Raw genomic sequence first — 26292 nt, forward strand, 5'->3', positions numbered from 1 at the left:
GGTCAGGCAAGGCGCGATCTTCTCAGCCGGTCACGGACCGACAGAAGGCCAAGCACGGTCAGTACCGCGAAAACCGCACCTGCGAGAAAGGTCCCTTGCGGCCCGGTCACATCCCAGAGCGCTCCGGCAATCACACTGGCGGCGAGCAGCGCCAGGCCGGTGACCAGGTTGAACAAGCCGAAGGCGGTGCCGCGGAGCTCCGCCGGCGCGGTCTCGGCGATGAGCGTTGACAGCAATCCTTGGGTGCACCCCATATGGAGACCCCAGAGCACAACGCCGATGCTGACGCCGAGGATGTCAGCTGCGAAGGCCAGGACGAGATCGGCGAAGACGAGCAGAGCCAAACCGAGGATCAAGATCGTTAACCGGTCCACCCGGTCGGACAAGGCTCCAATCGGATAGGCAGAGAGCGAATAGGCGAGGCTCATGATCACCAGAACGATCGGAATAAGCGCGACAGGATGAGGAACGCCTCGCTAAAGCGAGCAAGCGTGAAGACCGCTGCAATCGCCACCACCCACCAATAGGTGGCGCCAAGACGGCCGAGCTCTTCACGATGGAGCGGCATGCGGATCCGGCGAAGCTCCTTGGGCCGTTCGGGCTCCTTGATTGCAACGAGGATCAGGCCAACGGACAAGATGGCTGGAATGACGGCAATCCAGAATACCGCCTGAATGTGGTCCCCCGTGAGCCACATCAAACCAATGGCGAGAAGTGGCCCAAGGAAGGCGCCGACGGTGTCAAGCGACTGACGCAGGCCAAAGCTTGCGCCGCGCAGCTCGGGCGGCGCGATGTCTGCGACGAGGGCATCTCGCGGTGCGCCACGGATGCCTTTACCGACCCGATCGACGAAGCGCGCAGCGACAAGCCAATCGAGCGATGAGGCCAACGGAAAGATCGGCTTTGTCAAGGCAGCAAGGCCATAGCCGAGAGTGGCTAGGAGTTTGCGCTTGCCGAGCCAGTCGCTTAGAGACCCGGAAAACACCTTGGTGATAGAAGCGGTTGCCTCGGCGATGCCTTCGATGATGCCGACGGCAAGTGTCGAGGTGCCCAGCACAGCCACCATGTAAACCGGCAGGAGCGCATGGATCATCTCCGAGGAGATGTCCATCAGCATGGATACGAAGCCGAGTGCCCACACCCCGGCCGGAATGTGTTGGCGCGACGTGGAGGCCGTCATGCGCACGATTTGCTCATCTCCAAAGGTTCTTGTCATGGCGGCGAACAACCATGTGCTTTGCCTGAACGATGACCTTGTGTGGGCCGTCAAGATAGCGAAGGTCTATTCCTTGATCACGGCCCTGTGCCTACCGCAAATTAAATCCGAACATAATGCATGGTGCAGTCGCCCAGAATCGGTCGACAGAGAATGCGTCCGGCTGTCTCGACGGCACGTGATATCGGCGCGTCCTTGTTCAATGACAAATGGGCGCGCGTGCCGTTGTAGTAGCCCATGTACGAGAGCAGCACCTGGCGCAGATGGCGTTCGCCGAATACCACGATATGATCAACGCATTCCCTGCGGATCGATCCGATCAACCGTTCAGCATACGCATTTTGCCACGGTGAGCGAGGAGACGTCGGGCGATCTCGAATGCCGATGGATCGAACGCGGCGGATGAATATCTCGCCGTAGTCGCCATCGCGATCCCGGATCAGGTAACGAGGGATTTGCTCCCAGCCACACGCCTCCGTCAGTTGATTGGCGATCCATTCGGCCGTCGGATGCGCGGTCACCCCAAACCACAGGATCTGCCGCCGGCCGTGGCCCATGATCAGCAACCCATAGAGCAGTCGGAACGAGATTGTCGTAACCACGAAAAGGTCCATCGCCGCGATACCGTCAGCATGGTTACGAAGGAACGCCTTCCAGCCTTGTGACGGAGGGGCCTTCCTCCGCGCCATATACTTGGCGACGCTGGTCTGGCCGATCTCGATACCAAGCTTGAGAAGCTCACCATGGATTCTCGGCGCTCCCCACAACGACAACCGCATCGCCCGATTCTCAATCAACTGCCGGATTAGGTTTACGATAAGGGACAGGTGCAGGCGGACTTAACTCGATTTGGGCTGGCCAAGAGTCTTCGGAAGGAGCCTATGCTTTCTCCGCGCGGGCATGACCTGAAGCTGAGACGACGATGATCGCTCCGAACGGTACACCGTCTGAACGAGCGTTCGGTCCCAGGAGCTGACGCGAGCACATCGCTGCCGAGAACGGACACGCTAGAGTATGACCAGCTCGGCGAGTTTGCCGGCGACGTCAGCCATCGGCATTTCGGCAGTGTCCAGGCCATTTCGCGAGGCGAGCATTGGGCTAACTTCGCGGAGAGCTTCGTACGTCGTGTTATGGACGATGGGAACGAGCTGGTCGCGCGCTAGGAGTACCGAAAGCTCCTTGTCCGCGACGCCCGCCGCTGGGAGACGCTTTAGCAGCGCAGGGGTCACCAGCACGATCCCAATCCGCGACTTCGCCAAGCCCTTGTCGATCGCGCGAAGAAACGGCTCGCCGAGGCCAATATCATTCTCGCTAAACCAAACCGAGATGTCGTGCGCCACGAGCAGGTCGTACAGTTCCTTAGCGACCCCCTGCCGATCATCCCACGCGTGGCACAGAAAGATGTGCCGAAGGTCGGGCAGAGACGCTCGCTTCTCGACGGTTTCGCGGATTGGCGTGAGAGCCCGCACTTCCTGAGGCGTGTAAAACTGGGATGAACCGGCTCCCGACCAGCGCGGCTTTGTGCTGCGGCTCGCCCCACCTCCGCTACGCCGGCCGCCTCCACTAGTCCCTGACGAAGCGTGGGACGGCGAGGAGTAGGATGGGGAAGAATAGTACGAACGCGAATACCCGTAGCCGCGACCATAGCGGCTACTACATGCGGGGCAGTTCGCCGCAGCGGACGCCGAGCGATGGCCTCGTGATGGTGCTGTGCATTGCGCCATGTGTTGTTGTGCCTCTACACGCGTTACGCCGATTAAGAATTCAGGTTTTCAGAATTGACATGAGTCTCTCGAAGGCTCTCGCAACAGCGGCGACAATGCCTTGCCACCAAGGCTGCATTTTCTTGTCGCGAACCTCGTGCCGCAAGATTTGGCCACGCATCACAGCCGCCGCCATATCGTCCGAAAACGCCGGCAACCACCGCACGCGACCAGCGCTTATCACATAGTGCGATTTGCAAGGCGCATCACAGACCGCGATGGATGGCGTCACCGTAGCCATTCCGCCCTCCTGCGTGATCTGATGACTATCGGGCACAAGGAGACTTACACGATGTCCGCATCCGCATGCGCACAGTAGAGCGCCGATTTGGAACTCTTCGCTGTGATAGACGACGCCGCTAAGCAGCGGTTTCGGGATGCGTTCGACGGCCTGGTAAACGAATTTCACGTATTCACCCCTAGTCAATTTCGAGCATTGCAGAGTCGAAGATCCGCGACGCCGCCGCGCTTTCTCGATCAAACAGACCAAAATGCTGCTTGAAGCGGATGACGGCCATTGTCGCGTTAAGCGCATTCAGCTCTGTGATTTGTGGTTGTTTTCGATATTCATCGTCCTTGGCATTTTTAACCGGGAGCCGCGCCGTGCCGACGGCGCTCTCAAACGCTTCGCGATCAACGCCGGTGATGCGCACATAGCCGCTGAGCCCTACCGTCGAGCGATTGAGCCCCATGCCGCAATCCACATAGGGAATGGCGTTGGCGCTCAGCCAATCGACAATCAAATGGCGCGCAGGGCCATCGTCCACGGAGACGAATACGAAATCAAATTCCTTGAGCCGCGCGACATTTTCCGATGTGATACGCTCGGCGATCGGCTCGATCCCGGCGTGCCATTGATCGTAATAGAAAGCGAGCGCCTCGACTTTGAGCTTGCCAATGGCGTGCGGAATAAAACCGGGAAACCGGAAAATCGTGTGTACATGCACCCTGTCGTCGTCAAACAGAGTGATCTTCTGCAGATGCGTGCGCGCTACGAAGTCTAGGATGTAGGATCCCGTTCCGCCGAGGCCGATGATTGCGATTTTCTTACCACGCAATAGCGCCGCAACATCGTTGATGAGGTAGCGCGCGGACATCGTGTCTGGAAAGCGGAGCGGCGAGCCCTGGGCGGCGGCGTTGACCGCGATGCCACGGAAAGGTGTCGCGTTTGGAAACGCCGCAATGGCGGGCGCTGTGATCGTGTCGAGGTACGTTCTCACCTTTTCTTCGAACGATTTGTAGTCGCGCATGGCGCCGTTCTCGTCATGCAGCTTGAACGAGAATGAGTGATCCGTGACCAAATCGGGCGTGACGCTCACGCGCGCTTCGCCGCCGCCCAGCCTGAGTGCGCGGCCGAGCTGGTCAAACGGCCTGCTTCCGCGCCACCACACCTGATGGTTTTTGGGCGGATCGATCGTGGTGCCGCTCAAGTCGACTGGGCTCACCCAATCGCCGTGCTGGAGCTGGCCTTCTTTGTCGAGGTACGGAATTCCGAAAAGGACAATGTATCCGCCGAGAAAGCCGATCAGATAGCCCGTCTCTTCGAGATCCTTCAGGAACGCGTTATGATTCACCAGTTCCGGCAACTCGAAAGCGCATGCCATCCTTCACCTTCACTTTCTGACCAGGGGCCAATGTACCGCTCGGATTTTCCGCCGGCCCGTGTGAGTACTTCACGAGGTATTCGTTTGACGGTTGACCTCCGTCACCGAGATAGAATTCGACTACGCGGTCATAGGTGATCACCTTGGTGATCAGTTCATGCGCGTCACCGTTCACGAGAACGTCGAAAACCTTCTGACTGTAGAAGTGTTCGTCCTTTGTCAGATGGATCTCGGTCTCATCGCGCGGGACGCGATCGTCCTCATCGTTGCCTTCGTCCACACGGTAGAGATCTTGTTGCTTGGGAATGTCCGCGAGGCGGTAGAGCGCCTGGCCGGTCGTGGGATTTGGCGACTCAAAGACTTCGCGATTGATGTGGATGCGCACCGAGTGCGCTGCGGCGCTAGCATTCACTTTTGGCCTCCTCCCGCTTCAACGGGCTCTTGCCTTTCTCCCCGCCGGATGCCAGTTTGGTGTCCGGCCAGACAACACCGAGGGCCAAAAATACGCCCTGGTAGGTCATTGGCCTAAGCAGGGCGCGTTGTCTACACAGACAACATAAAGATCCTGTATGTGCATGTCAAGGAGGACGGATGCCGGAATCAGCGCTTGGGCGTTGGCTAAGGGTGCTGCGCGACGATCGCAGCCTGAGCTTGAGGGAAGTCGCGCACCGGAGTGAGGTCGACCACGCCTATATCCATAGGCTGGAGACCGGCGCAAAAGAGGCGCCGTCGGGTGAGGTCATCAATAAGCTTATTAGCGCGCTGGTCCCGGCGCCGCGCGAGGTCGAAATCCTCCGCTTTCTTGCCAGCCATCCCAACGTCGACGCAGAACTGGCCGACTTCGCCGCCAAGGATACAAGCGTCACGCCCGAAGAATTTCATATGCTCACCACTGTCGTGAACCGTGGAGCGCGGCCCAATTACGCTATCTCGCTCGAACGAATTCGCCGCTTCATGCGCGAGGACGCAAATGGATGAGCTGACCGTCGCAATGAAGGCGCGGGAGTTCATCGCGAAATGCGGTCCCCTGGCGCTTCCCGTCTCAGTTGATCACTACGCTGGGCAGATCGACGGGGTCGTGAACGCTGAAGCCCTGCAGGAGAACGAGGACGCTTGGTCGGTACGCCTGCCCAACGGCAAATACCGAATCTGCGTGAACTGTGCGCATAACGGTCGTCGGCAGCGGTTCAGCGTCTGCCATGAGGTCGCTCACGTCGTATTGGAAATCTCGGCCGACCACTCTGCTCCAAGTTGGAGCTTTGCGCGCAGGCCGCCGGGAGAAATTGCCTGCGATATCTTCGCCGCCGAACTACTTCTTCCCTACAAGCTCTTCAAGCCGAGGGTCGACGCCGCCGACATGAGCTTCGCTACTATCAGCGATTTGTCCGACGAGTTCGACGCTTCATTGATATCTACCGGCTCACGATTTGCGACGTTCTCCCGTGAACCTTGCGCGTTCGTTCTCTCCGAGGGCGGCAAGGTTAGGTACAGCTCGCGCTCAACGTCGCTCCGCGAGGCGAAGGCTTGGATTAAACCGGGAACAGATCTGCCAACGGATTCTTACAGCGCGCGCGTGCGGGCGGGGTCGACGCCATCTTCGCCGGAAGACGCCGATCCTGGCCAATGGTTTGAAGCGTGGAATGGCGACGGGTCGCTGTATGAAGCCGTCCGGCATCTACGCCAATGGGATCAGACATTGACGCTCTTGTGGTTCGACGAAGAGGATCTTGCTCCTCCTGCGAGCGAAACAACACGCTGGAGCGAAGACGATTACCTCTTGCGGGAACTGGACGGCAATCTGCCTTGGCCGGGTAAGTCGAAACGCCGGCGCTGAAAAGAGCGGAGCCACCATTGTCCGCGAACAGTCACAAGTGAACCCCGATAGGTTATCTATCGCAGACCACTTCTGCCCCTCAGGTCGCACTCAGTTCGTGACCTCGGCCTTACCAAGGGTGCGCTCTACCGAGACGTTTGCATTCCAGACTCTCCCCAGTGGCCGGGCTTCCAAAATTGAAACGGCAGGCCAGCATTGGAGAGAGAACCGCTGCCAGCTAAGTTCCGTTCGACGAATAGATGCCCCCATTCGGAGCAGATAAGGGCACGTGGAATTAATCACGCCACCGGCGTCAACTTCGGCCGCCTGATGCGCGAAGGCTTCAGTCATTTCGATCCGGTCGGCGCGCTCGAAGGCATGGCCGCGCAGCGCACCGCCGAGAACGCGGGGGCCGACGAACAGATCAACATCTTCCTCCCCGCTAGTGTCGAAGCGGGCAAGGATGCGGGCATCACCGACATCGATGTGCTGGAGGCAACCGACTATTACCGCAACCGTTGCCCGGCTTCAGGGTCGGGCACGCGCATGCTGGTGTCGCATGCCGCCTCCGCGATTGCATGGGATGCCTTCGCCTTCGCCGAGACACTGCTTACCCAGCCGATCATGCTTGTATTTGGTGACAAGCCGGGAGGCTTCGGCGCCTATCGCGACGGCATGGAGCTATATGGCCGCGCTGCCTCCAAGAACAAGGAAATCATCGTGGTCGAAGGCTGCTCGCACTACGACCTCTACGACAAGCCCGAGCCCGTGCGCCTGGCGCTGGAAAAGCTGGTGCCGTTCTTCAAGACGCATCTAAACGGCGCGACCGCCGCAAGCCGGCCTCAGGCGGCAGAATAAGCACGCGCTTTTCTCCGTGAAGCGGCGCCGGGCTTCGGCGCCGCTCCATGCAGTTGTGAGGGGTGGAAAATGACGAAAGTGCTTGTTCTGGGCGCGAGTGGTCGCTTACGAGACATTCACAGTCGGAGGCTCCTACCCATCACGCCCTCCGGCGGAACACGAAACATCTCCTTCGAAAATTGGCGTGTAGAGCACAGGGCTGCCGCTACAAATCCAGACTTCGAAGTCGTTTTCTTGAGGTAGGCCAGGAGTTCGATCATCGGCTGGTAGGCAGGCCTGCTAACCGGCGGCCCAAACTTCGGGTGCTTGAAGCCGGCTATGCAACAGGCAAGGGTTGCTCGGGGATCAAGGTGCCATCCATGTCAAAGACCGCCATACGGTCGACAATCGGCACGAAATCGGAGGTGTTGTTGGCCGTAACCCTAGTCACGAAATCGATGATCGCGGTCTTGATCGCGCCGTCATTCCAAGATGGCCGCGGGTCCGGTTGCGTAATCGCGAGACCGCTCGCGATCATCAAGGCGAGGCTCGCGAACAGGATATCTCTTACCGCAGAGAGCGGCTGCCATCGCGGTTTCGTTTAGCATTGTCGTTTTCCAGCTTGAGGACTGATTTTCGGCCCGCCGCTTCATGCGGCGGGCCGTTTCTCACATTCAATCCACCCGCTTCACCGGAGGCGGCGCCCAGGAACCATTCGTCGCCTCGGCCTTGGGCCAATAGAGGCGCATGTTCATGGTGAAGGCTCCGCTCTTCGGAGCGGGCAGCCAATTCGCTTCCTTATCTTTGCCCGGAGATTCGCTCTGTATGTAAAGGTCGAGCGATCGGTCGGCATTGAAGGCGAGCTTGTCGCGGTCGCCGATCGCATAGCGATTGATCGAGTTTGCCGTGAAGAGCTGTCGCTCGTCGTACATGGTTAGCGACCAGAAGCCCCGGACCGGCGGAATCTGGTCCTTGGCGAAGTGCAGGACATAGCGCTTGTCGCTGCTAAACGGCTGGCCGTCGGCGTCGGCGAAGGCCGTCGGATACAGCGCATCCTCTATGACGTTCGCACCATATCCGCCATAGGCGACTCCGGCCCGATGCAGATAGTCGGTCCCGTAGGTGCCGATGGCCGTCACGTTGGTTCGCCATCCATTCGCCTGCACGCCGGCTTTGCTCCAGGCCTCCTTGATCTGCTTGAGCGCCACAGCCGGCGCTGCGTTCAGTGCATCCTGAACCTCCTTCGGCGCGGACGCGAGATTGAAGCTCTTTCCAGACTCGATGCCGATACGCTTCATCCGGTCGATGATCGGATTGTCATTGGCGTGCGGTGGATTCGTCTTCATCAGTTCCGCGAACATGCCGAAGAACGTGGCCGCGTTCATCTTGTCGATCTGGTCGGGCGGCCCACTCATATCCTGGTTCGGATCAACCCTACCTTTTGGCGGCGTGTAAGGCTTGCCATAGGCGCTCAACGGTACGGCTGTCATTCCGCCCTGAAACTTGCGCACCGCCTCATAGTCGGCTTTGCCATTGGTCTGGGTTCGGCCGATCAAGAGGCCCAACCCAGTCGGGCTCCGATATTCTTTGACACCTGCAGGAAGTGTCCCCTGCCAGGTCGGGCCGACGATCGCGAAGGTCTGCGCGCCATTTCCCGTCGTACGGGTCCCGGGCACCGTGAAGACATCGCTCCAATAGTCGAGGAAAGGCAGCAGATAATAGCGACCGTCAGAAGCGGGAACGCTGATGACCAGCGGCTCTTTGGAAACGTCGTACCCGAGAGAGGAATAGAGCGTGTCGGCATTCGGCCGCACCACAATGGTGAAAGACGGGTCGGGGAATTCCCGCATATGGCCAAATTGATTGATCGGCGCGCTAGTCCCAGTCGGTTCCACGACATTCTTGCCCACGCGGAAGGTGACTTCCGACAGGACGAGTGGATAGGCGTAGATGAAGGCCTCACGCGCGATCTCGCGCGCTTCGTCCTCCGATACTGCCTGCTGCGCCGACGCCGACGCTCCCAGCATCATCAGCGAGCATACCGCAGAGATTAGAATTTTCTTCATTTGCCACTCCTGTAGGGAAGCTTGTTTGGCCATGGCAGGAGCGCAATGAACTCCTCGCCAGAAGATCGCGTCTCAGTTGACCCGTTTGAAGGGCGGTGGGTTCCAATCACCGTCGAGAACCTCCGGCCGTGGAGAATAGATGCGCATCGTCGGCTGGAAGGTGCCCTTCGGCGCTGGCAGCCAGTTCGCTTCTTTGTCCGCTCCGGGCGAGTCCGCCTGGACGTAGATGTCGAGCGAGCCGTCGGCGTTGAAATTCAGCTTGTCACGATCGCCGATGGCAAAGCGGTTGATCGGGTTCGGAACCTGGAAGCCATCCTTGTCGTACATGGTGACGGACCAGAAGGCATTGGCCGGGGGAGTCTGCCCCTTATCGAAATGAAGCGCGTATTTGTTGACGCCGCTGAGAGGCTTGCCATCGCCATCGACGAAGGCCACCGGGTACACCGCATCCTCCGGAAGATTGGCGCCGAGCCCTCCCAGCGCAACGTTCGCACGCCGTAGATACGACGTGCCATAGGTGCCCATGTTCTCACGTCCAATATTCCAGCCGTTGACTTTGTCACCGCTCCTCGTCATCGCCACCGGCATGAACTCAAGCATGTCCTTGGCCGCCTTATTGATGATCGAAACCATCTCCGGATCGAGCTTCGCCGCATCGAACGGTTTGCCAGGCTCGATGCCGAGCGCCCGAAGACGAAACAGCATCGGATAGTCATTGGCGTGCGGCGGATACTTGACCATCAGGTCGACGAGCCGCGCCAGCATTGCAACGCCGTCGAGATTGTTCACCTGCACCAACGGCGGCTTGGTGTTGTCGACAGATGGATCGACACGCATGTTCTTCGGCGGCGTATAGTTGTTGCCCCATTGTGACAAAGGCGTCAGCTTGTAGCCGTCCTGCACCTTGTGGACGTTGGAATAATCGGACGGGCCGTTGGTCTGCGTACGGCCGAGAATCCAGATGGCCGAGGTCGGCGCCACAATCTTGGTCATGCCGTCGGGTAGTGTGCCGCCCCAGCCCGGAGCGACAATGGCGTAGGTACCGGCCTTGTTGCCGGTCGTGCGCGTGCCGACGACGGAAAAGACGTCGGTCCACATGTCGAGCATCGGAAGAAGGTAGTAGCGATCTCCGATGTTCGGCACCGAGAGAATAATGGGATCGCGGGAGAGATCGAGCCATGCGAACGAATAGAGCGTGTCGAAATTGAACCGGACGACGTCCTTTTCGTCGGCCTTTGGATACGCGCGTGCGTGAGCGAACTGATTGACCGGCGCCCGCATATTGATCGTTGCGTTGTCAGGCACGTTGATCGCCTGACGCATGGTCACATCCATGCTCACGATGGGGTAAGCGTACAGATAGGCCTCGCGAGCGAGGGCGTAGACTTCTTCGGGCGTTAGAGTTGGCCTTGTTGTCTGCGCCGCAGCAACACTGCAGAGACACAACAACAGCCCGAGCCCGAATGCGGCTCGACTACATGCTTCTACGATCTTGTGATACATCGTCGCCCTCACTGGTACGGTAACCCGACTGGGACCCAGAGAGCGACGCCTGAGACGACGGCGAGACTGTGCCCCCAAGATGAGGTGCGAGGGCGCTCACGACGCAGATGCCTGCCCTCGGCGTTCGAGGCCGCCAGCGGTCGCGCACTAAATAGCATCATCGAGACAGCACGTTTGTGCCGAATGGGACAATGTGCGGGACAAATTTTTGAAAGTGGCCAAACGATCGGTTATTCAGACACACGCAATTGTTCAGATCGGACCTTGAGGCTCTTACGATGTTCCCGATCAGCAAGCCGAAGCCGAACAGATCATGTTGAGCCGCACCTAGCTTGCACTCGCGCCGGAATCATTTCGAGCAGAGGTACTGCGTTGATCTATCCTCATGGACTTCGCGCAAGGCGACTCGGTCCGTCATCTCGGCCACCCAGCGAGTGGAGTTTATCGGCTCGTGACCGACACGGTCAGCGTAAGTCTCGCGCCGGCCGGCCGCACACCGCCTTAACTGTTGTTGGCGGGGCATTCTCACATTCCATTCAACATAAATGGGCATGGAGAGCGTCAACCAACCCGCGGCCCCTTGCAGCCGGTTCTCGACGTCGAACTCGCGCACGAGCTTCCCCCTTGTCGTGGCAGGCACCTTGCCGACATTGAACGTGTAGCTCGTGGTCCCGCCGAGTGCGGCGACCCTTCTTCTAAAACCGCCGAGCCTAGCGCCTGCGCCGCCGTCGTGACTGATTTGTTGGTAGTAGTAGCCAACGACGCCGATCGAGAACTGCTTCGACAGATATTGCGATACGGCCCCTTCAATGTGGAATTCGGTGCCGGTTCTATAATCGGCCGCCGGCATCGACGGTCTTGGAGAGCAGGCACGTCCACTCTCTAGTTCAGTTCACTAGCTTGCATAACTGGGAGCGTATATTTGTCCCGAATCGGACAATTGGGGGGGCTTTTCGATGGCTCTGGTCACACGATCTGACGCCGATCGGCTCATGAGCGAGCGGGGCTGGTTGCCGCTGTTGCCGGAATCGTTCCGGACCGAAGTGCTGCGGCGCTCCACCTTGATGCATTTCGCTCCGAACGAGCCGGTATTCCATCTCGGCGACCCGGTGGGCGGGATCTACGGCCTCGTGAGGGGCACCGTCAGCATCAGCCTTGCTCCGGCCGGCTCGACACCACGCCTAATCCTATTGGGAGCCCCGGGTCACTGGACCGGTGAAGGCTGCTTCCTCACGCGAAAGCCACGTCGCGGCGAACTGAGGGCTGTCGTCGAAACGACGATGCTGCATCTTCCTCTCGAAGCGATCGACCAGATGGCCGCGCGCGATCCTGAGGTGGTGTATCATGTCGCGCTCATGCTGATGATGAGCGTCGAGTTCCTGTTCCGTGTGATTCACGATCTGCAAAAGCCCGAGGCAGATCGACGGATCGCCTCGGTCCTTCAGCGCACGACGTGGATCGGAGAGGCACCGATCCCGCTGACTCAAAGCGAGGTGGGCATCATGGCCAATGCCTCGCGCAAGCAGGTGAACGCCGCCATTAAGCGCTTCTCCGAGGCCGGATGGCTGGAGAACACCTACCGCTCCATCACCATCACCAACCCGGGCGCGCTCGGCCGCTTCGCCGAAGGAGACGGTACGGATTGATCGCCCGTCGGGTATCCGCGGGGCCGCCACGAGATCGTCCTCCATTCTGACCCGCCAGTGAACGCCATGACGTCGATATCTCGAACCGCCACCAAGAGCATGCTCGCGCAAACCGCGCTTTTCTCGCCATCATGGCCAATTCGTCGGGACAGGTCTTCCTGCTGGCCATGCTCCCCCGCTCGGCCGGCGGCTCCGGTTTCTCCGACATCGGGACAGGAAACATCTCCGCCTGTCGAATGAAGCCCTCCCTCTATATGGGCTCGGACACGACGCGGACGATTGGGGATGGCACGTATACGGGTGCTGCCGGCACTCAAGATCAAACAGAATCTCAAGCCAGGGATGTATGCAGACGGGCTCGGGCTTTACCTGAAGGTCCGAGCCGGCAATTCCAGGAGTTGGATTTTCCGGTATCGCACTGGCGGCAAGTTGCGGAACATGGGCCTTGGCCCGTTTCATACCGTGTCACTCGCTGAGGCCCGCGAGAAGGCGGAGGCCTACCTCCTGGCGTGTCGGCTAAGCTTCAGGCCGCTCGCGCTTTCGGAAGATTGGCAAAAGAGGTGCTGACTTGCGCTTAAAATGGAGAGGCCGCCCCAGACGAAGCTGCTTTTGCTGCCTGATCCTCTCCCGTCGTCGGCGGCGGCGAATAATTCCATTGGCCCATCGAGGTGATTGCCTGACCACAGGACCGTCATCACCGTGAGTGGATTGGCGTCGGGGCGCATTTTAAGAACTGGAGGCTGTCGTCGAACGGCGGCATGGAACGAGCAATAAGACTGCCCAGAAACCACTGGCATTGCCGGGCGATTGGAGCGTTACTGTCTGCGCGTTGAGTGCCTGCTTCGGCCACTTAATGGCCTGCCCCGCCGGTGTATTTGCCGTGACGGGGCTTCGGTGGTGGCAGCGATGATGCTGCACCAACCGGAGAAGCCAGATGACCAAGACACAATCCCGCAAAACTGCAATTCGATCCACCGCGTCCCGACGCGGAAAATTCGCGCGCGGCTCGGCGGCCAAGACCACCAAGGTAGCAACCGTTAAGAAAAGCAGTTCAGCGCCAGCTCGATCGTTGAATCCGCCAGTGAAGCATCGCGCCGGCAGCAAGCAAGGCCGGGTGATCGAGATGCTGATGAAGCCTGAGGGTACAACGATCGACGACATTATGCAGGCCACAGATTGGCAGCAGCATTCGGTGCGCGGCTTCTTCGCTGGTATCATACGGAAGAAGCTCAAGCTGACGCTGACATCGGAAGCTGCTGAAGCCGGTCGGATCTACAAAATAACTGGTAACGCCGCGTCGACCGGATCGAAGTCTGACAAGGCCGCGGCCTGATGCCATGCCATGGTGCGAAGTGCAGGATCACGAAAGCCTGTCAGGCGATGGCTTACGAGATTGTCAATGGAAGAGGAGATTGCGCATCTGCGCAGTCTCGATCTGATTGGGCTACAGTCCCGCTGGCAGAGTGTTGTGGGGCGTCCGGCCCCAGAGCACCTGCCCAAGCATCTGCTGTTCGGCATCCTCGCCTATCGCATCCAAGCCGATGCACTTGGGGATCTCGATGTTGCGACGGTTCAACTTCTGAAGCGTGCGGCTACCGTGCAGTCTTTGAATGAGGTTTTGCCGCTCATCGCGGCCCAAGATCAGCGCAAGCAAGCGATGGTGCCTGGCACTGTGCTCACGCGGGAGTGGAACGGGCAGCTGCATCGGGTGATGGTGGTCGAAGGCGGCTTCGCTTTCGAGGGCAAGACCTTTGATAGCCTATCCAAGATTGCATTCGCCATCACCGGCACGAACTGGAATGGACCCCGCTTTTTTGGCTTGCGTGCCGGGAATGGCAAGGGGGTGCGAACGTGAAGCCGGCCGACAACCGGGTCGTCCGGTGCGCGATCTATACGCGGGTGTCCACCGACTCTGGCCTTGATCAGGAGTTCAACTCGCTGGATGCCCAGTATGATGCGTCCCAAGCCTATATCCGAAGTCAGGCGCATGCAGGCTGGTCGCTGGTCAAGGCTCGTTATGATGATGGCGGCTTTTCGGGCGGATCGACCGATCGCCCTGCCCTGCAGCGGTTACTAGCGGATGTCGCGGCCCATCGGATTCATATCATCGTCGTCTATAAGGTGGACCGGCTGACACGCGCTTTGGCTGACTTCGCGAAGCTGGTCGAACTGTTCGATGCCCATGGCGTCTCGTTTGTCTCGGTAACCCAGCAGTTCAACACCACCACATCAATGGGACGACTGACGCTCAACGTCCTTTTGTCTTTCGCTCAATTTGAGCGGGAGGTCACCTCGGAGCGCATCCGCGACAAGATTGCAGCCTCTAAACGCAAGGGGCTGTGGGTCGGTGGCATGGTTCCTCTAGGCTACATCCTCAAGGAAGGTCAGCTTCACATTCACGAGGAAGAGGCCAATACCGTTCGGCTGATTTTCCAGCGCTATCTGGAACTCAGCAGCGTCAACCGCCTGGTTAAGGACCTCAAAGAACGAGGCTTTAAGTCCAAGGTCCGGCAGCTGGCATCAGGCGGAACGCGAGGAGGTGTGCCGTTCACGCAGGGACCGTTGTTTTACATGCTGCGGAACCGTTTCTATCTCGGCGAGGTCAAGTTCAAGGGCGAGATCCTGCCTGGACCTCAGCCGGCCTTGCTCGACCGCACACTGTTTGATGCCGTTCAGCAAAGGCTGACCGAACAGTGGTCCCATCGCACGACGACACGTATCCGAACCCGCGCTCTCCTTGCCGGACTGCTGTTTGATGACGCGGGTCATCGCATGAGCTTGACCTACTCCAGTCGGGACCGCGTTCGGCATCGCTATTACGTCTCTGCGCCCTGCATCCGGGGTCAAACGGATGAGCCAGTTGGCTCTGTCACCCGGGTGCCTGCGTCCGAGCTCGAAGCCACGATCTCCAAGGCGGTCATTGCCAACACCGACATGGATGAACCATTCTCGAACGAAACGTTGTCTCGAGACACCCTTGAGCGGTTTGTCACCCGGATTGAGGTCCGTAAGAACCAGTTGGCAATCAATCTGAGATCTGAAGGAAACGACAATCAAGAGATCCTGAGTCCCTACGATCCGAATTCGGCTGAACAATCCGCCCTCACCTCGCGCACCGTCGTCGTGCCCTGGAAGAAACCATCAAGGCCCGCCCGAGAAATTCTGCTGCCAGCGAATACGCCAGAGCATCGCGCCCGGCCGATGAAGGCCGAACGCCGATCGGCTCTCATCCGATCGATCGGCCGCGGCCAGCTTTGGCTTCAGGAGATCGTCGAGGGCCGCGAGACCATCGAAAGCCTTGCCGCCCGCCAACATTGCAGCACCCGACATATTAGTATGACCATCTCCCTCGCCTTCCTTGCGCCGCCCCTCGTCACAGCAGCCGTTGAAGGACGATTTCCCCGCGGAATCGGTGTCGCTACCCTTCGCGATGCGCCGGCTGAATGGTCACAGCAGATGAGGCGCCTCGGCTTGGCGCCAGCAGATGCTCCCGGTTCTGCCACCCGGTAACCGCGCCTCATTTCGTCCGTCAAAATTTCCAGGAACGGGAATTTACGCCGCAGAGACAGGACCCCAAAATCAGCCCAGACGGGTCACGGAGACCGCGCCTCCGCAGATCAGAATACGAAAAAGCCCGCCAACAGCGCGGCTTTTTTGTTAGTCTCTGGAAATCTGAGAAATAGCAGACTGGGTGGTGGAGCTGACAGAGATCAAACTGGGTGCTCACCACGCAGTCTGTCGAACAAGTCTCTGCGTTTCCAGGAACGGGAATTTTTCGAGCAGAGACAGAGCCGATTTTTTAGCAGGATTCCGACATAGAGACGGGGCCTTGAATTAAACAATGCGAGAAAGCCCGCAGTTAGCGGCGATTTCGCACCAAATAAAATTCATCAGCTAAAACAAAGACTTGGTGGTGGGCGCGACAGGGATCGAACCTGTGACCCCTACCATGTCAACACAGTGTGTTGACGGAAACTTCAGCGAAAATCGCCCTTACGGTGCTCGAAACGTTCCCGTCCGTTCACGTTCGGATCACGTCAATCTTGGGCGTTTCTTGGGCGACGATCCACCCTCTGAAATGCGAAGCCCCGCCGCGGCAAACGGCAGGGCCAATCGCAAAGCAGTCATGAAGCCCCGTGACTTTAGCGACGATCTGATTTTTCGGCAAGCAAATCGTATCACTCGCTTGTGTGTGGTCAGCTACGCGACTGCCGTCGTCATCGCTCAGCTCGCATATGGTGAGGGCGCGTCATGACGTGGCCCCACCAGATTGCGACCCGCGCGATCGGCGGAACCGTTTCCGTCAGAAAGATGCGCGATCCGAGCGACGACAGCGAACGATTTGCGGTGCTGTACGAATCGCACGGCAGTCGATGGCAGTCCTCCGTGATTTTTGAGGATGCCTCTCTTGCGGACGCTGGCGTGAGAGCCTTGGCCGACTTCCTGGGCGCGGAGGTTGTCCGATGATGGACCCATCCCGCGGCTATATCGCGATGCCTCGGTCCATTTTCGACCACAAGGCATTTTCTCCGGAACCGCTCTCCGAGCGAGAGGCCTTCCTCTTCATTGTAGCGGCAGCGGCATGGAAGCCCCGGCAGGACCGTATCGGCCGCGCTGTCGTTGACCTTCAGCGGGGTCAGTTTGCGGCGTCGACACGGTTTCTCGCGGCTCGATGGGGGTGGTCAGAAGCGAGGGTCAGACGGTTTTTTATTCGCCTCTCCGGGCGACGCACCGGCGACGCAGCAACCGACGCGCAGAGCGACGCAGCAACCGACGCTTTGATCGACGCAGTGTCGACGCGGGACGTGACGGTCATAACCATCAGGAATTACAACGAATTCAACAAGTCGGCCTCGCCGGACAAATCGGAGCGCGACGCACCGATCAACGCAGTAACCGACGCACCGATTGACGCACTCCGTGATTCAAAATCGACGCAAATAGGAGAAACAAACCTAGAAGAAGATAAGATTCTTCCGTTCCCTAACGGGAACGGCGGCGCGCGGGAGCAGCCCGCATGCAACGTTGTCACGTTGGCAAAGGCTAAACCGGCACCGCCTGTGCAGCCTGCTAAGATTCCCGACCCAGAGTTCACACAAACACCGGCGGGGACGGTTTTCGGCGAGTGCCGAAAATATCTACAGCGCACTGCCGATCTCACCCCAGACCAAGCACGTCGGATTCTGGGCCGTTGGCGTAAGTCGTTCAGCGACGGTCAGATCATCGATGCCATATCCCGCGCGCAGCGGGAGGAAGCTCAGGATCCGATCGGGTTCGTTACGGGCTGCCTCAAGCGCCCCCTGCGTGATCAGCGACCTACCGGCGCCATGTCGGCGATCGCCGCCATCGAGGGGGTCGAGCTGTGAACAGACTTCTCAGGATTGTCGACAACGCAGACGCATCGATTTCCGAGATCGGGAATGTTTGTCGGATTTCGGCGGCACTATCGGATTTGGCCATCGAAGCAACCTCCGCTCGCTCGAAGGAATTTCTGATCCGGATCGACGCGGCGATCTCCGAGGCTGAGACCGTATCCGGCTTAGCCGCAATCGATGCCTCCATTTCGGAAGACTGTAGGCCAGCGGAACCGCAAGAGTTGAAGCGGCAACTGCAGATTTTGATCGGCTCATTTCCGAACGCTGCAAAGCAGGATCTCAGTATATTCGGCGTCGCTCTGATCGAGGACGTGGCCAGCGAGAAGCCGTCGATCGGCGCGCTCACGAACGCGTGCCGCAAGCTGCGTCGTTCGAACACCTTCGTGCCAGCCATAGCTGAGGTTTTGGAAGCGCTTTCCCAAGAAGCGCGCCGCCAGCACGGGGAAGCCACGGCGATCCGTGACTTTGCCCAGCGCCTTGGTGTGGCAAAGGCGGCCGCGGCAGCGGCCCGCGAGCGGATCAGCCGGGACTTCGAACGGCTCCTCGCGATTTGCCTGGGACTTCTCGACAGCTGCGGAAACACGAATTGGATTCCGCCTGAGGTACTGCAGGAAGCCAATCGCCGACGATCAGCCGGTGCAATCGATGATGCGTCTGCTGCGTCGATGCGCCAGCGGTTGGATGCCCTGCCCGGTCTGCAGCGGATGCCCCATAAGGACAGCGGGTGGGCGCAATGATGTTCGCGAAGAGCGGCAGCGCGCTAGCTGAGGAGGCGGGGTCCTTCCGACTTGAGCCCCATTCAATCCCGGACCGGCCGGGAAGTCGAACGTCAAATCCCGCAGATTTCAAGAAATGGTCGGAAACGAATGCAGGGACGGAAAAGAGGCGGTCAGCCGGGCAACAGCAACGCCCTAAAACACGGTCGGTACAGCGTTCCGGCTCGAGCAGCCCGGCGTGCCGCCTGGGAAGCGGAGCGAGCCGAACAGGCCAGGCGTCATGCCGAATGGATGAAGACGATCCCCGAGACGGACTACTCGGCGATCTGCGCCGCGCTCGAGCGCTTGAAGCACCGCTCTCAATGACGTCAGGCCGGGGGGCGGGTGGGTTTGAGCCGTCAGTACATCACACCGCGTACCGGCGCCCAAGCTGCGTTTGCACTGAGAACGAAAATCAAAGGCGGGGCATCGGGCTTGGAGGCGGAAAGGATCTGAGTAAGCCATTGATTGGAAAGTCATCTTGAAATGTTTGAAAGTTAGATCGGTGACGGGACAGATTGATCGCGAAATCAAAGAAATCAAACGCGGCCACGGAGGCGCGCGCCCAGGCGCCGGCCGAAAGCCAAAAGCTGGAAACTTGCACTGTGCTTATTGCGGCGACGCGAGGGTTGCACTCCTGGCTAGGTCCGTGAGGCATTGTCGGCCTCTCGCGTTCGTTGTCGCCGCGCTCGCGCTCGGCGCCCCCCTCGACGACATCCGTCGCGCGCTGGGTATGTCGGCCAGCCAATTCGCCGCGCTCTATCTCAACGACCCGCAATGGGTGGGGGGTAGATCCGATGTGTGAACCCGTCGCCGATGAACTACCGGCGCCCTACTCACGCGCAGAATTTTTCCCGTCAGGGAATTTTCAGCATCAATCAAAGGGACGCTGACCTTAGCTCTATCAACCACTTAGCCATGATCAACCAGCAGATCAGCAAACAGAAATTCAAACGGATGGGGTACGCAATGACAAAATCAAAAGGCGTCGGTCGCGGCGGCAAGCGGGATAATGCCGGACGCAAACGGAAACCTCACGATCCTGTAGCCGACGGTCCAGACCAGTTTCCGGCAGCTGCCGGCGCTATCGTGAAGGCGTTGGCCGTGGCTACGCAGGCCCAGTTTGTCTTAGCGATGGCTGCACTCGGCGCCGATATCGACGAGACGCGCCTAGCGCTCGGTCTCAGCCGTGAAGGTTTCTCCCAAAATTTCGGCCGCATGCTCGCGGAGCTGGACTGAACAAGCGTGGACCGTGCCCCCGTGCGGAAACTAAATGCCGAAAACTGACGCCCAACGTTCAAGGGAACGGCGCGAACGCAAGCGGCGTGGGGAGCGGCTCGTCAGCGTCCCGCTGATGTCCGGTCAAATGCTTGTCGTTCTTGATGCCGGGTTAGTGGCTGACGTCCTGACCGATGTCGGTGCCGTCAAAGACTGGGACGCGGAAAACGTCTCCATCCTTAGTGAAGCTGTTGTTACGGCGCTTCAGAATTTGAAGCGTCACGCGTGACGGAAGCGAAAATTCCGCTCTGCTATGATTCTCCAGATGCTGAAATTTTGGAAGAAAACTATGAGCTCTCACGCCGACGTCGCTTCGATCGTAGCTGCGGCTAAGCCAACCGATCTAGTGGAGCTCGAAGCCCAGTTGGAGGCGGCGCAAGCGTCGCTCCGTGCGGTCTTCCGGAATCTGTCGGTCGAACAGGAGAACGCGTCGAACGAATATTCGAGTCCCTTCAAAAACAAAACCGATGTGACCATGGCAGCTGCGGCGGAGAAGGTGGCGACGTTGACGGCGAGAAAGAACGCGCTTGAGAAGACGTCAGCGGAAATTCGACGACAGATAGAGGCCGCCAGGCCGGCGTCGATCGCGGCTATTCGCGAGGCGTTGGATCCGGTTCGTAAACAAGCCGCGAATGATATCAGCCTTGCTGCCAAGACTCTTTACGATGCCCTGGCTCGTTTCAACGAAACCTCGGAAGCTCTGGATCGAAATGGTGCTCGTGCGCCGGCGCTGCCAGCATCGATTCCTGTCCTAGATCTCATCGTTAATCAGGTCGCGAAGGGTTGACGATGCTGAATTTCGCGCCAAGCCAAGTCGCGTCCATCTCCGTGCCGGTTGCGGATGTTGTTGACGGCATTTTGACATTGAAGTTAATCGGATCGATCGGCCCAGACGAACCCATAAACGCGGCTTCCGTCAGGCGCGTCATTTCCCGGGGCGGATTTTGCCACATCCATATGATCATCGCTTCGACGGGCGGCGATGTCCGAGAAGCCGCCGAGATTTATGCCGCGCTCCGAAACCAGCCGGTGCCAGTGTCTGCGGTGGCAAGAGGCTACTGCTATTCTGCGGCTGTTATCATCTTCCTGGCCGCAAGTCTTCGGATTGCCTCTCATGACGCCGTGTTTTTGATCCATCAAACACGTCACCCTCGGGATGCCTTGTCGGAAATGGTCACCGCGAGCGAGTTGCGCGCGGCAGCTGAGAAGCTTCACGCTTTAGATGAAGAGAACGCCCAGCTGCTTGCTGACCGCACCGGCAGTCGGATCGACCTCTTTCGCGATGAGATCAAGACAGAAACCATGTTGGACGTCGCGGAGGCGATCTCGCTCGGTCTCGTTCATAGTTTGGAAGGCGATGAACTCAACCCGGGCTGGCCAGAAATGGCCCGAGTTCCGATGCCCGGAATTGTCTGTCCGCCGCGTGTCTTGACCGAGAATTTTTTCGATGCCTGCCGTTGCGCCGGTTCGCTCCTTCGCAAAGGAGCAACGTCGTGAAGCTTGAAGAGATCGAAGCCAAGATCGCTGCGCTGAAGGCCCGCAAGGCGGACCTCGATGCCAAACCGCTTCGGCTCCCTGACGGCGGTTGGGACGGCGATATCATGGCGGCGGAAGCAGTGGTTGAGCAGGAACTGAAGCGCTTGTCTGGCTTGCGCACGAAGGCTTTGGCCGGAGTAGAAGATGAGAGCGCTTCTCCCGCACAGCCTACTCGACAAGGCGCAGCACTGGCCTGGCCGATGCCGGTCGACTTCAAATCTAATCCGGGCGATGAAATCGATCCCCTTTTGAATCGTGTGGATGCTGTTCCGACAGGTGCAGCATTCGACGAAATGACCGGAAAGCTTTTCAACTTTAATCTGGCGGGGATCGTCCACCACATGGACGTGGTTCGCAAGAGCCTCAAAAACGGCAATCGCTCAGTTTCCTATTCACAAGGGCAGCATTCCGCGATTCTTGCCACACTTGCTTTTGTGCAGACCGAAGCGCGCATTTTATCGGCTTATGGACGAGACCGCCGCAACGAAGTCGAAAAGAAGCTGCTCGCGCGGATCGAAGCGCTCGAGGCGCGGCCGGAATTAAAATATCTCGGCGTTTGGGCTTCGGAAAAAGTCTACGGCGCGGGCAACTTTGTCACTGAGGGCGGTTCAGTTTGGCACGCACAGCGCGCGAGCGTCGGCGAGAAGCCGGGCGCCGGCGATGCGTGGCAGCTAGCTGTGAAGAAGGGAAGGGACGCTCGATGATCGCTTCCGTTCTGACCAGCTTCGCTGGCGCTTGCCTGAAGCTGAACCTCCAACTTGATCGGGCTCCTCGAGATGTCGAATGCACGCTCTGTGAAGACGGCCTGACTGTCATGCTGACGGCGCCGGACGATCGGGGGCATTTTGTCGGAGCGTCTTTCATGCTCGGCGAAGTAACTGACGAGGAGGCATTCGATCCTCGTCCTTACGAGGCGGCATGGATAAACACTCGGAGTGCAGATTAGATGGCTGGCGATAGCACGGCGGCGCTGGTTGTTGCGTTGAGCGCGCAGCTAACAAAATTCGAGCGGGATATGAAGCGCGCCGGCGACATCGCCGACCGGTCAGCATCCGAGATTGAGGATCGGTTTTCGAAGATCAATCCCTCGTTTAGCGGATCATTTCTTGGAAACTTTCTGGGAAATATCTCCACGACCGCGCTCGAGAAAATAGTCGAAATCGTCAAAGAGGCGAAGGACCGCTTCATCGATCTCGGAAGGGTGTCCGAGCAAGTCGGCGAGTCGATGAGCTGGATTTACGGCGTACAGGAAGCGGCCGGCAAACTCGGCGCTCCGGTCGATGATGTTACGAAATCCGTTCGCAATCTGGCTCAGCAGCTGGATGAAATGCAACGCGGCGGCACCAACGGATTGTCGAAATTACTCGATGCGAATCCAGCGGTGCTGCAAGGGATCGCTCGGGACGCCTTGACGCTTCAGGACGCCATCCGGATAACCGGGGACTTGTATCAGAACACGCTCAAGCCAATCGAAAAGCTCGATCTCGCGAAGCAGCTCGGTCAGTCCGAGAGTTTGAGTAAATTCTATTCGCAGGGCGGAGACCAGGTTCTGCGGCTTACTAAGGCCGCAAGCGATGCGGCGCCGGACCTGGATAGGCTACGACAAAGCGCATTGGCTTTCGACGAGGCGTGGAAGGCTGCGGTCGATCATGTGAAAGGCTATATCGCGACGACTCTGGTTGACGAAGCGCGCGACGCTCTTTCGAAATTCGCCGACTTCGCCTTAGGCGTACTGAACCTCATGAAAGGCGGCCTGTTGGATAGGCCCGAGGGGTTCGGCTTGAACTGGGTTCAGCCGGCGATCGAAAAGTGGTCGGGCTTAAAACAGGTTCTCGACGCGACGAAGGGCGCGGCTTCGGCAGCCGCCGCGGCTGTTGAGGGTGGTGCTGAGAAGGAGGGAGTTCCTCTTCCGAAATCGCGGCCGCTAGATGCGCCTGACTTACGGAGACCGGCGACCAGGGTGCCAGTGTCCGGCGGGTCCAGCTCTTCTGACGTCGATGCGGTCGATCGGGCAATCACCTCGTTAAACAAGCATATTGAGGCCACCCAGGCCGATGCTGCCGCAGTCGGTCAGGGGGCAGCGGCCTTAGCCCGTTTTCGGGCAGAAGCTGCCGAGGCTGCCGCCGTGCAGGCAAATGGCGGGAAGGAAACAGCTGAACAAGCGGCGGCGTTCAAATTGTTGGAGGATCGCGCGGCGGCAGCGGCTGGAAAGTTGGCCCAGGCCAAAATAAATAGTCAGATCGATTTCGGCCAGCAGGCAGCACTGCTGTCCGATTCCGATGTCTCGATCGCACGGCGGCTATCGGAGAAATTCGGCAACGATGTGCCGGCCGCTATGGCCAGCAGCGAAGCCGCGACGCTTCGCTTCAACGACGCGCTGCATCAGATCTCGTCCTCAATCGACAATGACCTTACGTCGGGCCTCGCCGACATTGTGAGCGGCACGAAATCGGTAAGTGATGGCTTTACCGCGATGGCCGCGAGTATCCTGAGGGACATTGAAAAAATCATTATCCAAACGGCGATCGTTCAGCCGCTCATGCGCGGGCTGTCGTCCGCCTTTGGCGGCGTTGCCGGGTCCGGCTTCAATCCTTTTGCGGCCCTGAGTGGCCATGCTGATGGCGGTCTCATTTCGGGGCCGGGCGGGCCGCGCTCGGACAATATTGTCGCGCGCCTAAGTCCTGGAGAATACGTCATCAATGCGGAAGCGGCTGCTCGCAACAAAGGCCTTCTTGATCTGATCAATAACGGCTCCTTGCCGCGGTTTGCCGACGGTGGTGCGGTGGGGAGAATTTATCCTGAGGCACCGACCAGGGCCCGTGGTGGCAGCAACTCCATTCATTTTGGATACATCAACATCCAGGTGCCGGAAGGCACAAGTCCAACGGACGCTTCGGCTATAGCAAATGCTGTCAGGTCGTCGATGGTCCAAGTGGTCGACGATCGCATCCGATACCATTCCCGTCCGCGCGGAAGCTTAGCGAGCACATGAAATGAAACTTACAGGCATCATCACTGGCCTGGTGGCGATTGCACTCGTCACAGCCATCGCATTCACGCATCGGCCTTCAAAGCAATGCGACAATTTTCTGCAGGAACAGCTTGCAGCCTGCGACATGACGAAAGGCGCATCCAAATGAAGTCCCGCAATTCAATTTTCGCTGCGCTGACTTGGTTGGCGCTCGCGTCGCCTGCCTATGCCACTCAGGGCACCGGTTGCATGCCGACCACGGGCACCGTGTCTGGCCTCACGATGGCGCAAAATATCAACGCGGGGATCGCTGCGCTCATCTCAAGTAATTCCGGCGCGTCGGCGCCGGCGACGGACTGCTCGGCCTCTGCCGTCAAGGGGCAGGTCTGGCTCGATACGTCGACGACGCCGAATATTCTCAAGCAATATGACGGCACGTCTTGGATTGCGCTCGGTGCGATGGATGCCTCAAACCATCTCTGGGCGCCCCCGGTAGGGGGTGGCACTGGCGCCGTCACTGCAGCCAGCACAACCGATATCTGCGCGTCACCAGCTGCAGTTCAGACGATCTCTGGCACCACGACGATTACCAGCTTTGGGTCAGCTTGTGTTGCGGGCCAAATCAAAAAATTGGCTTTCAGCAGCGCGACCCCGATCACTTATAATGCAACCTCGCTGATCCTACCGGGCGCCCGCGACTATACTGCAACGGCGGGCGACATAGCCGAAGCTATCTACTTCGGCTCGGGCAACTGGCGCATCAGCAGCATCACGAAAATCGACGGGTCGAGTGTCGTCAATCCTGCTCTTCCACTTGGGACTATCCTTTATGGAGATTTTGCCGAGGTGCCGGCCAAGTCTCTATTGGGGTTTGGCCAAGCTGTCTCTCGCGCGACCTATCCCGACTATTTCGCGGCGATGACGCGGACCCAGAGCGGTACGCTCACCTCTGGCAACAACACTATAACGTCAGTGGCAAATACCGCAGGCCTCGGCGCCGGAATGCCTGTTGAAGGCACAGGGGTCCAGGCTGGCACCGTCATTTCCAACGTGACGTCGTCGACCATCGTCATGAGTAAGACCGCGACCGCCAACGGAGCGCAGTCCATCTCCGTCGTCATTCCGGGCTATGGCTCGGGCGGCGACAGCACGACCGTCGGCGTGAAGGATTGCCGTGGCCGCGTGCTGGCGGGGCGCGATGATTTGGGAGGAACGTCGGCGGCCCGATTGAGTAGCGTCATTTCCGGGGGCGGTTCAACGGTACTTGGCGCAACGGGCGGAGCGCAGACAAATACGATCGCAAAAGCGAACCTGCCGAATTTTGCGCCAGCGTTTGTTGGCATTCAGGGCGCCGTGAACGTCACCTCAAACCGCGGTGACATCGGATTTGCTCAGCAGGGCATTAACGTTTCGGCGGGTTCCTCGCTTTTCCCGACAAGCTCGGCCGGCGCGGTCACCTCGGCCGGCCTCTTCACACCTTCTGGAACCGTCGGATCGATCAATGGCGGTGTGACACAGCAGGTAATGGGCATCACCCAGCCGACCAGCATCACCGAATGCGCAGTGGTGGTGTTGCCGTGACAGATCATCGGCGATCAAACGACCATCCGATGTCAGAACAGCCGCCTTCCCAATTTGAATGCGCAGAGGCTCAAATCGCGGTCGAGGCTGTATGGCTCGCCGCTCGGCAGAGATCGACCGCGAGAGAGGATTTGCTCGCACTGGAAATGATGATTCAGGGATTGGCGGTGCTTAAGAAGGTGGATGCCGAAGTGCTCCGAGTGGATCTCGCGGCGGGTAGACTCGGCATAGGTCCCTTCCTGGCGGATCTGAAGCCGAAGGGGAGCGGTTAGTTACCCCGTCCGCGGTAGCGGGGCTTTATTCCCGCGACTTGGAGCGGTCTTCATCGACCCCCCCCCCCAGTCAAAT

The 26292-nt window shown here is 59.1% G+C and carries 30 protein-coding genes and 1 pseudogene; 21 read left to right on the top strand and 10 right to left on the bottom strand.

Annotation, left to right across the window (positions count from 1 at the left end; translation table 11 throughout):
• Positions 1–2 precede the first annotated feature (2 nt).
• The 6 genes and pseudogenes from ACZ5IL_RS20080 to ACZ5IL_RS20105 form a co-directional block, all read right to left on the bottom strand.
• Positions 3–1180 (bottom strand): annotated as a pseudogene (locus tag ACZ5IL_RS20080) (MFS transporter).
• Positions 1181–1317: 137 nt separating this feature from the next.
• Positions 1318–1995, bottom strand: coding sequence for an integrase core domain-containing protein (locus ACZ5IL_RS20085; protein WP_464594210.1), 678 nt, complete (start codon positions 1993–1995; stop codon positions 1318–1320).
• 228 nt (positions 1996–2223) lie between these two features.
• Positions 2224–2940, bottom strand: a complete 717-nt coding sequence (locus ACZ5IL_RS20090; RefSeq protein ID WP_464594211.1) for a toll/interleukin-1 receptor domain-containing protein — start codon at positions 2938–2940, stop codon at positions 2224–2226.
• A 40-nt stretch (positions 2941–2980) separates the two neighbouring features.
• The gene (locus ACZ5IL_RS20095; protein WP_464594212.1) at positions 2981–3514 is read right to left on the bottom strand and encodes a ubiquitination-like system serine protease family protein; all 534 of its coding nucleotides are present in this window, start codon (positions 3512–3514) and stop codon (positions 2981–2983) included.
• A complete protein-coding gene (locus ACZ5IL_RS20100) occupies positions 3399–4583 on the bottom strand; it encodes a ThiF family adenylyltransferase (RefSeq protein ID WP_464594213.1) in 1185 nt (394 codons plus the stop codon). The genes ACZ5IL_RS20095 and ACZ5IL_RS20100 overlap by 116 nt, the downstream gene beginning before the upstream one ends.
• Positions 4543–4995: a multiubiquitin domain-containing protein gene (locus ACZ5IL_RS20105; RefSeq protein WP_464594214.1), complete on the bottom strand. Its 453-nt coding sequence runs from the start codon at positions 4993–4995 to the stop codon at positions 4543–4545. The genes ACZ5IL_RS20100 and ACZ5IL_RS20105 overlap by 41 nt, the downstream gene beginning before the upstream one ends.
• A gap of 212 nt (positions 4996–5207) precedes the next feature.
• Between ACZ5IL_RS20105 and ACZ5IL_RS20110 the strand changes: the two genes are divergently transcribed.
• The 3 genes from ACZ5IL_RS20110 to ACZ5IL_RS20120 all read left to right on the top strand — a co-directional run bounded on the left by ACZ5IL_RS20110 (position 5208) and on the right by ACZ5IL_RS20120 (position 7254).
• Positions 5208–5561, top strand: coding sequence for a helix-turn-helix domain-containing protein (locus ACZ5IL_RS20110; RefSeq protein ID WP_464594215.1), 354 nt, complete (start codon positions 5208–5210; stop codon positions 5559–5561).
• A complete protein-coding gene (locus ACZ5IL_RS20115; protein WP_464594216.1) occupies positions 5554–6417 on the top strand; it encodes an ImmA/IrrE family metallo-endopeptidase in 864 nt (287 codons plus the stop codon). Before ACZ5IL_RS20110 ends, ACZ5IL_RS20115 begins: the two co-directional genes overlap by 8 nt.
• Positions 6418–6726: 309 nt before the next feature.
• On the top strand, positions 6727–7254 hold the full coding sequence (locus ACZ5IL_RS20120) for a hypothetical protein (RefSeq protein ID WP_464594217.1): 528 nt from the start codon (positions 6727–6729) through the stop codon (positions 7252–7254).
• A gap of 316 nt (positions 7255–7570) precedes the next feature.
• On the opposite strand, the gene ACZ5IL_RS20125 is transcribed toward ACZ5IL_RS20120, so the two are convergent.
• The 4 genes from ACZ5IL_RS20125 to ACZ5IL_RS20140 form a co-directional block, all read right to left on the bottom strand.
• Positions 7571–7771, bottom strand: coding sequence for a hypothetical protein (locus tag ACZ5IL_RS20125; RefSeq protein WP_464594218.1), 201 nt, complete (start codon positions 7769–7771; stop codon positions 7571–7573).
• Between the two features lie 136 nt (positions 7772–7907).
• On the bottom strand, positions 7908–9299 hold the full coding sequence (locus ACZ5IL_RS20130; protein ID WP_464594219.1) for a DUF1254 domain-containing protein: 1392 nt from the start codon (positions 9297–9299) through the stop codon (positions 7908–7910).
• A 72-nt stretch (positions 9300–9371) separates the two neighbouring features.
• Entirely contained in the window at positions 9372–10802 is a 1431-nt protein-coding gene (locus ACZ5IL_RS20135; RefSeq protein ID WP_464594220.1) for a DUF1254 domain-containing protein, read from the bottom strand.
• 349 nt (positions 10803–11151) lie between these two features.
• A complete protein-coding gene (locus ACZ5IL_RS20140) occupies positions 11152–11652 on the bottom strand; it encodes a SphA family protein (RefSeq protein WP_464594221.1) in 501 nt (166 codons plus the stop codon).
• A 106-nt stretch (positions 11653–11758) separates the two neighbouring features.
• Here ACZ5IL_RS20140 and ACZ5IL_RS20145 point away from each other — a divergent pair, with 106 nt between their 5' ends.
• The 18 genes from ACZ5IL_RS20145 (at position 11759) to ACZ5IL_RS20230 (ending at position 26216) form a co-directional block, all read left to right on the top strand.
• The gene (locus ACZ5IL_RS20145) at positions 11759–12448 is read left to right on the top strand and encodes a Crp/Fnr family transcriptional regulator (RefSeq protein ID WP_464594222.1); all 690 of its coding nucleotides are present in this window, start codon (positions 11759–11761) and stop codon (positions 12446–12448) included.
• Positions 12449–12733: 285 nt separating this feature from the next.
• Positions 12734–13015 (top strand): Arm DNA-binding domain-containing protein, encoded by a 282-nt coding sequence (locus ACZ5IL_RS20150; RefSeq protein ID WP_464594223.1) that lies wholly within the window; start codon positions 12734–12736, stop codon positions 13013–13015.
• 367 nt (positions 13016–13382) lie between these two features.
• Positions 13383–13781 (top strand): DUF3489 domain-containing protein, encoded by a 399-nt coding sequence (locus tag ACZ5IL_RS20155; protein WP_464594224.1) that lies wholly within the window; start codon positions 13383–13385, stop codon positions 13779–13781.
• 66 nt (positions 13782–13847) lie between these two features.
• Entirely contained in the window at positions 13848–14303 is a 456-nt protein-coding gene (locus ACZ5IL_RS20160) for a DUF2924 domain-containing protein (RefSeq protein WP_464594225.1), read from the top strand.
• On the top strand, positions 14300–15958 hold the full coding sequence (locus ACZ5IL_RS20165) for a recombinase family protein (RefSeq protein ID WP_464594226.1): 1659 nt from the start codon (positions 14300–14302) through the stop codon (positions 15956–15958). The genes ACZ5IL_RS20160 and ACZ5IL_RS20165 overlap by 4 nt, the downstream gene beginning before the upstream one ends.
• Positions 15959–16699: 741 nt before the next feature.
• Positions 16700–16915: a hypothetical protein gene (locus tag ACZ5IL_RS20170; protein WP_464594227.1), complete on the top strand. Its 216-nt coding sequence runs from the start codon at positions 16700–16702 to the stop codon at positions 16913–16915.
• On the top strand, positions 16912–17814 hold the full coding sequence (locus ACZ5IL_RS20175) for a hypothetical protein (RefSeq protein WP_464594228.1): 903 nt from the start codon (positions 16912–16914) through the stop codon (positions 17812–17814). The genes ACZ5IL_RS20170 and ACZ5IL_RS20175 overlap by 4 nt, the downstream gene beginning before the upstream one ends.
• 230 nt (positions 17815–18044) lie before the next feature.
• The gene (locus ACZ5IL_RS20180) at positions 18045–18560 is read left to right on the top strand and encodes a hypothetical protein (RefSeq protein ID WP_464594229.1); all 516 of its coding nucleotides are present in this window, start codon (positions 18045–18047) and stop codon (positions 18558–18560) included.
• Positions 18561–19394: 834 nt separating this feature from the next.
• Complete coding sequence (locus tag ACZ5IL_RS20185) at positions 19395–19817, top strand: hypothetical protein (RefSeq protein WP_464594230.1); 423 nt, start codon at positions 19395–19397, stop codon at positions 19815–19817.
• A gap of 34 nt (positions 19818–19851) precedes the next feature.
• A complete protein-coding gene (locus ACZ5IL_RS20190; RefSeq protein WP_464594231.1) occupies positions 19852–20085 on the top strand; it encodes a hypothetical protein in 234 nt (77 codons plus the stop codon).
• 60 nt (positions 20086–20145) lie between these two features.
• The gene (locus tag ACZ5IL_RS20195) at positions 20146–20643 is read left to right on the top strand and encodes a hypothetical protein (RefSeq protein WP_464594232.1); all 498 of its coding nucleotides are present in this window, start codon (positions 20146–20148) and stop codon (positions 20641–20643) included.
• 2 nt (positions 20644–20645) lie between these two features.
• Positions 20646–21353: an ATP-dependent Clp protease proteolytic subunit gene (locus ACZ5IL_RS20200; RefSeq protein WP_464594233.1), complete on the top strand. Its 708-nt coding sequence runs from the start codon at positions 20646–20648 to the stop codon at positions 21351–21353.
• Between the two features lie 104 nt (positions 21354–21457).
• The gene (locus ACZ5IL_RS20205) at positions 21458–22096 is read left to right on the top strand and encodes a hypothetical protein (RefSeq protein ID WP_464594234.1); all 639 of its coding nucleotides are present in this window, start codon (positions 21458–21460) and stop codon (positions 22094–22096) included.
• Positions 22093–22338, top strand: a complete 246-nt coding sequence (locus tag ACZ5IL_RS20210) for a hypothetical protein (RefSeq protein WP_464594235.1) — start codon at positions 22093–22095, stop codon at positions 22336–22338. The genes ACZ5IL_RS20205 and ACZ5IL_RS20210 overlap by 4 nt, the downstream gene beginning before the upstream one ends.
• Positions 22339–24384 carry a phage tail tape measure protein gene (locus ACZ5IL_RS20215; RefSeq protein ID WP_464594236.1) on the top strand — a complete coding sequence of 682 codons (2046 nt, stop codon included), beginning with the start codon at positions 22339–22341 and terminating at the stop codon, positions 24382–24384.
• Between the two features lies 1 nt (position 24385).
• Positions 24386–24532 carry a hypothetical protein gene (locus ACZ5IL_RS20220; protein WP_464594237.1) on the top strand — a complete coding sequence of 49 codons (147 nt, stop codon included), beginning with the start codon at positions 24386–24388 and terminating at the stop codon, positions 24530–24532.
• Positions 24529–25944: a hypothetical protein gene (locus ACZ5IL_RS20225; RefSeq protein WP_464594238.1), complete on the top strand. Its 1416-nt coding sequence runs from the start codon at positions 24529–24531 to the stop codon at positions 25942–25944. The genes ACZ5IL_RS20220 and ACZ5IL_RS20225 overlap by 4 nt, the downstream gene beginning before the upstream one ends.
• Positions 25941–26216, top strand: coding sequence for a hypothetical protein (locus ACZ5IL_RS20230; protein ID WP_464594239.1), 276 nt, complete (start codon positions 25941–25943; stop codon positions 26214–26216). Before ACZ5IL_RS20225 ends, ACZ5IL_RS20230 begins: the two co-directional genes overlap by 4 nt.
• Positions 26217–26292: the final 76 nt, after the last annotated feature.

The sequence above is a fragment of the Nitrobacter sp. CN101 genome (assembly GCF_055390255.1).

Bases quoted from the DNA above. Each gene is read 5' to 3' on its own strand.
- ACZ5IL_RS20170 (WP_464594227.1), top strand. From the start codon at position 16,700: ATGACGTGGCCCCACCAGATTGCGACCCGCGCGATCGGCGGAACCGTT.
- ACZ5IL_RS20095 (WP_464594212.1), bottom strand. From the start codon at position 3,514: ATGCGCTTAACGCGACAATGGCCGTCATCCGCTTCAAGCAGCATTTTG.
- ACZ5IL_RS20200 (WP_464594233.1), top strand. From the start codon at position 20,646: ATGCTGAATTTCGCGCCAAGCCAAGTCGCGTCCATCTCCGTGCCGGTT.
- ACZ5IL_RS20175 (WP_464594228.1), top strand. From the start codon at position 16,912: ATGATGGACCCATCCCGCGGCTATATCGCGATGCCTCGGTCCATTTTC.
- ACZ5IL_RS20190 (WP_464594231.1), top strand. From the start codon at position 19,852: ATGCCGAAAACTGACGCCCAACGTTCAAGGGAACGGCGCGAACGCAAG.
- ACZ5IL_RS20205 (WP_464594234.1), top strand. From the start codon at position 21,458: ATGGCGGCGGAAGCAGTGGTTGAGCAGGAACTGAAGCGCTTGTCTGGC.
- ACZ5IL_RS20215 (WP_464594236.1), top strand. From the start codon at position 22,339: ATGGCTGGCGATAGCACGGCGGCGCTGGTTGTTGCGTTGAGCGCGCAG.
- ACZ5IL_RS20100 (WP_464594213.1), bottom strand. From the start codon at position 4,583: ATGGCATGCGCTTTCGAGTTGCCGGAACTGGTGAATCATAACGCGTTC.
- ACZ5IL_RS20090 (WP_464594211.1), bottom strand. From the start codon at position 2,940: ATGGCGCAATGCACAGCACCATCACGAGGCCATCGCTCGGCGTCCGCT.
- ACZ5IL_RS20135 (WP_464594220.1), bottom strand. From the start codon at position 10,802: ATGTATCACAAGATCGTAGAAGCATGTAGTCGAGCCGCATTCGGGCTC.
- ACZ5IL_RS20150 (WP_464594223.1), top strand. From the start codon at position 12,734: ATGGCACGTATACGGGTGCTGCCGGCACTCAAGATCAAACAGAATCTC.
- ACZ5IL_RS20160 (WP_464594225.1), top strand. From the start codon at position 13,848: ATGGAAGAGGAGATTGCGCATCTGCGCAGTCTCGATCTGATTGGGCTA.
- ACZ5IL_RS20155 (WP_464594224.1), top strand. From the start codon at position 13,383: ATGACCAAGACACAATCCCGCAAAACTGCAATTCGATCCACCGCGTCC.
- ACZ5IL_RS20125 (WP_464594218.1), bottom strand. From the start codon at position 7,771: ATGATCGCGAGCGGTCTCGCGATTACGCAACCGGACCCGCGGCCATCT.
- ACZ5IL_RS20195 (WP_464594232.1), top strand. From the start codon at position 20,146: ATGAGCTCTCACGCCGACGTCGCTTCGATCGTAGCTGCGGCTAAGCCA.
- ACZ5IL_RS20115 (WP_464594216.1), top strand. From the start codon at position 5,554: ATGGATGAGCTGACCGTCGCAATGAAGGCGCGGGAGTTCATCGCGAAA.
- ACZ5IL_RS20085 (WP_464594210.1), bottom strand. From the start codon at position 1,995: ATGCGGTTGTCGTTGTGGGGAGCGCCGAGAATCCATGGTGAGCTTCTC.
- ACZ5IL_RS20145 (WP_464594222.1), top strand. From the start codon at position 11,759: ATGGCTCTGGTCACACGATCTGACGCCGATCGGCTCATGAGCGAGCGG.
- ACZ5IL_RS20130 (WP_464594219.1), bottom strand. From the start codon at position 9,299: ATGAAGAAAATTCTAATCTCTGCGGTATGCTCGCTGATGATGCTGGGA.
- ACZ5IL_RS20140 (WP_464594221.1), bottom strand. From the start codon at position 11,652: ATGCCGGCGGCCGATTATAGAACCGGCACCGAATTCCACATTGAAGGG.
- ACZ5IL_RS20220 (WP_464594237.1), top strand. From the start codon at position 24,386: ATGAAACTTACAGGCATCATCACTGGCCTGGTGGCGATTGCACTCGTC.
- ACZ5IL_RS20120 (WP_464594217.1), top strand. From the start codon at position 6,727: ATGCGCGAAGGCTTCAGTCATTTCGATCCGGTCGGCGCGCTCGAAGGC.
- ACZ5IL_RS20210 (WP_464594235.1), top strand. From the start codon at position 22,093: ATGATCGCTTCCGTTCTGACCAGCTTCGCTGGCGCTTGCCTGAAGCTG.
- ACZ5IL_RS20185 (WP_464594230.1), top strand. From the start codon at position 19,395: ATGAACTACCGGCGCCCTACTCACGCGCAGAATTTTTCCCGTCAGGGA.
- ACZ5IL_RS20225 (WP_464594238.1), top strand. From the start codon at position 24,529: ATGAAGTCCCGCAATTCAATTTTCGCTGCGCTGACTTGGTTGGCGCTC.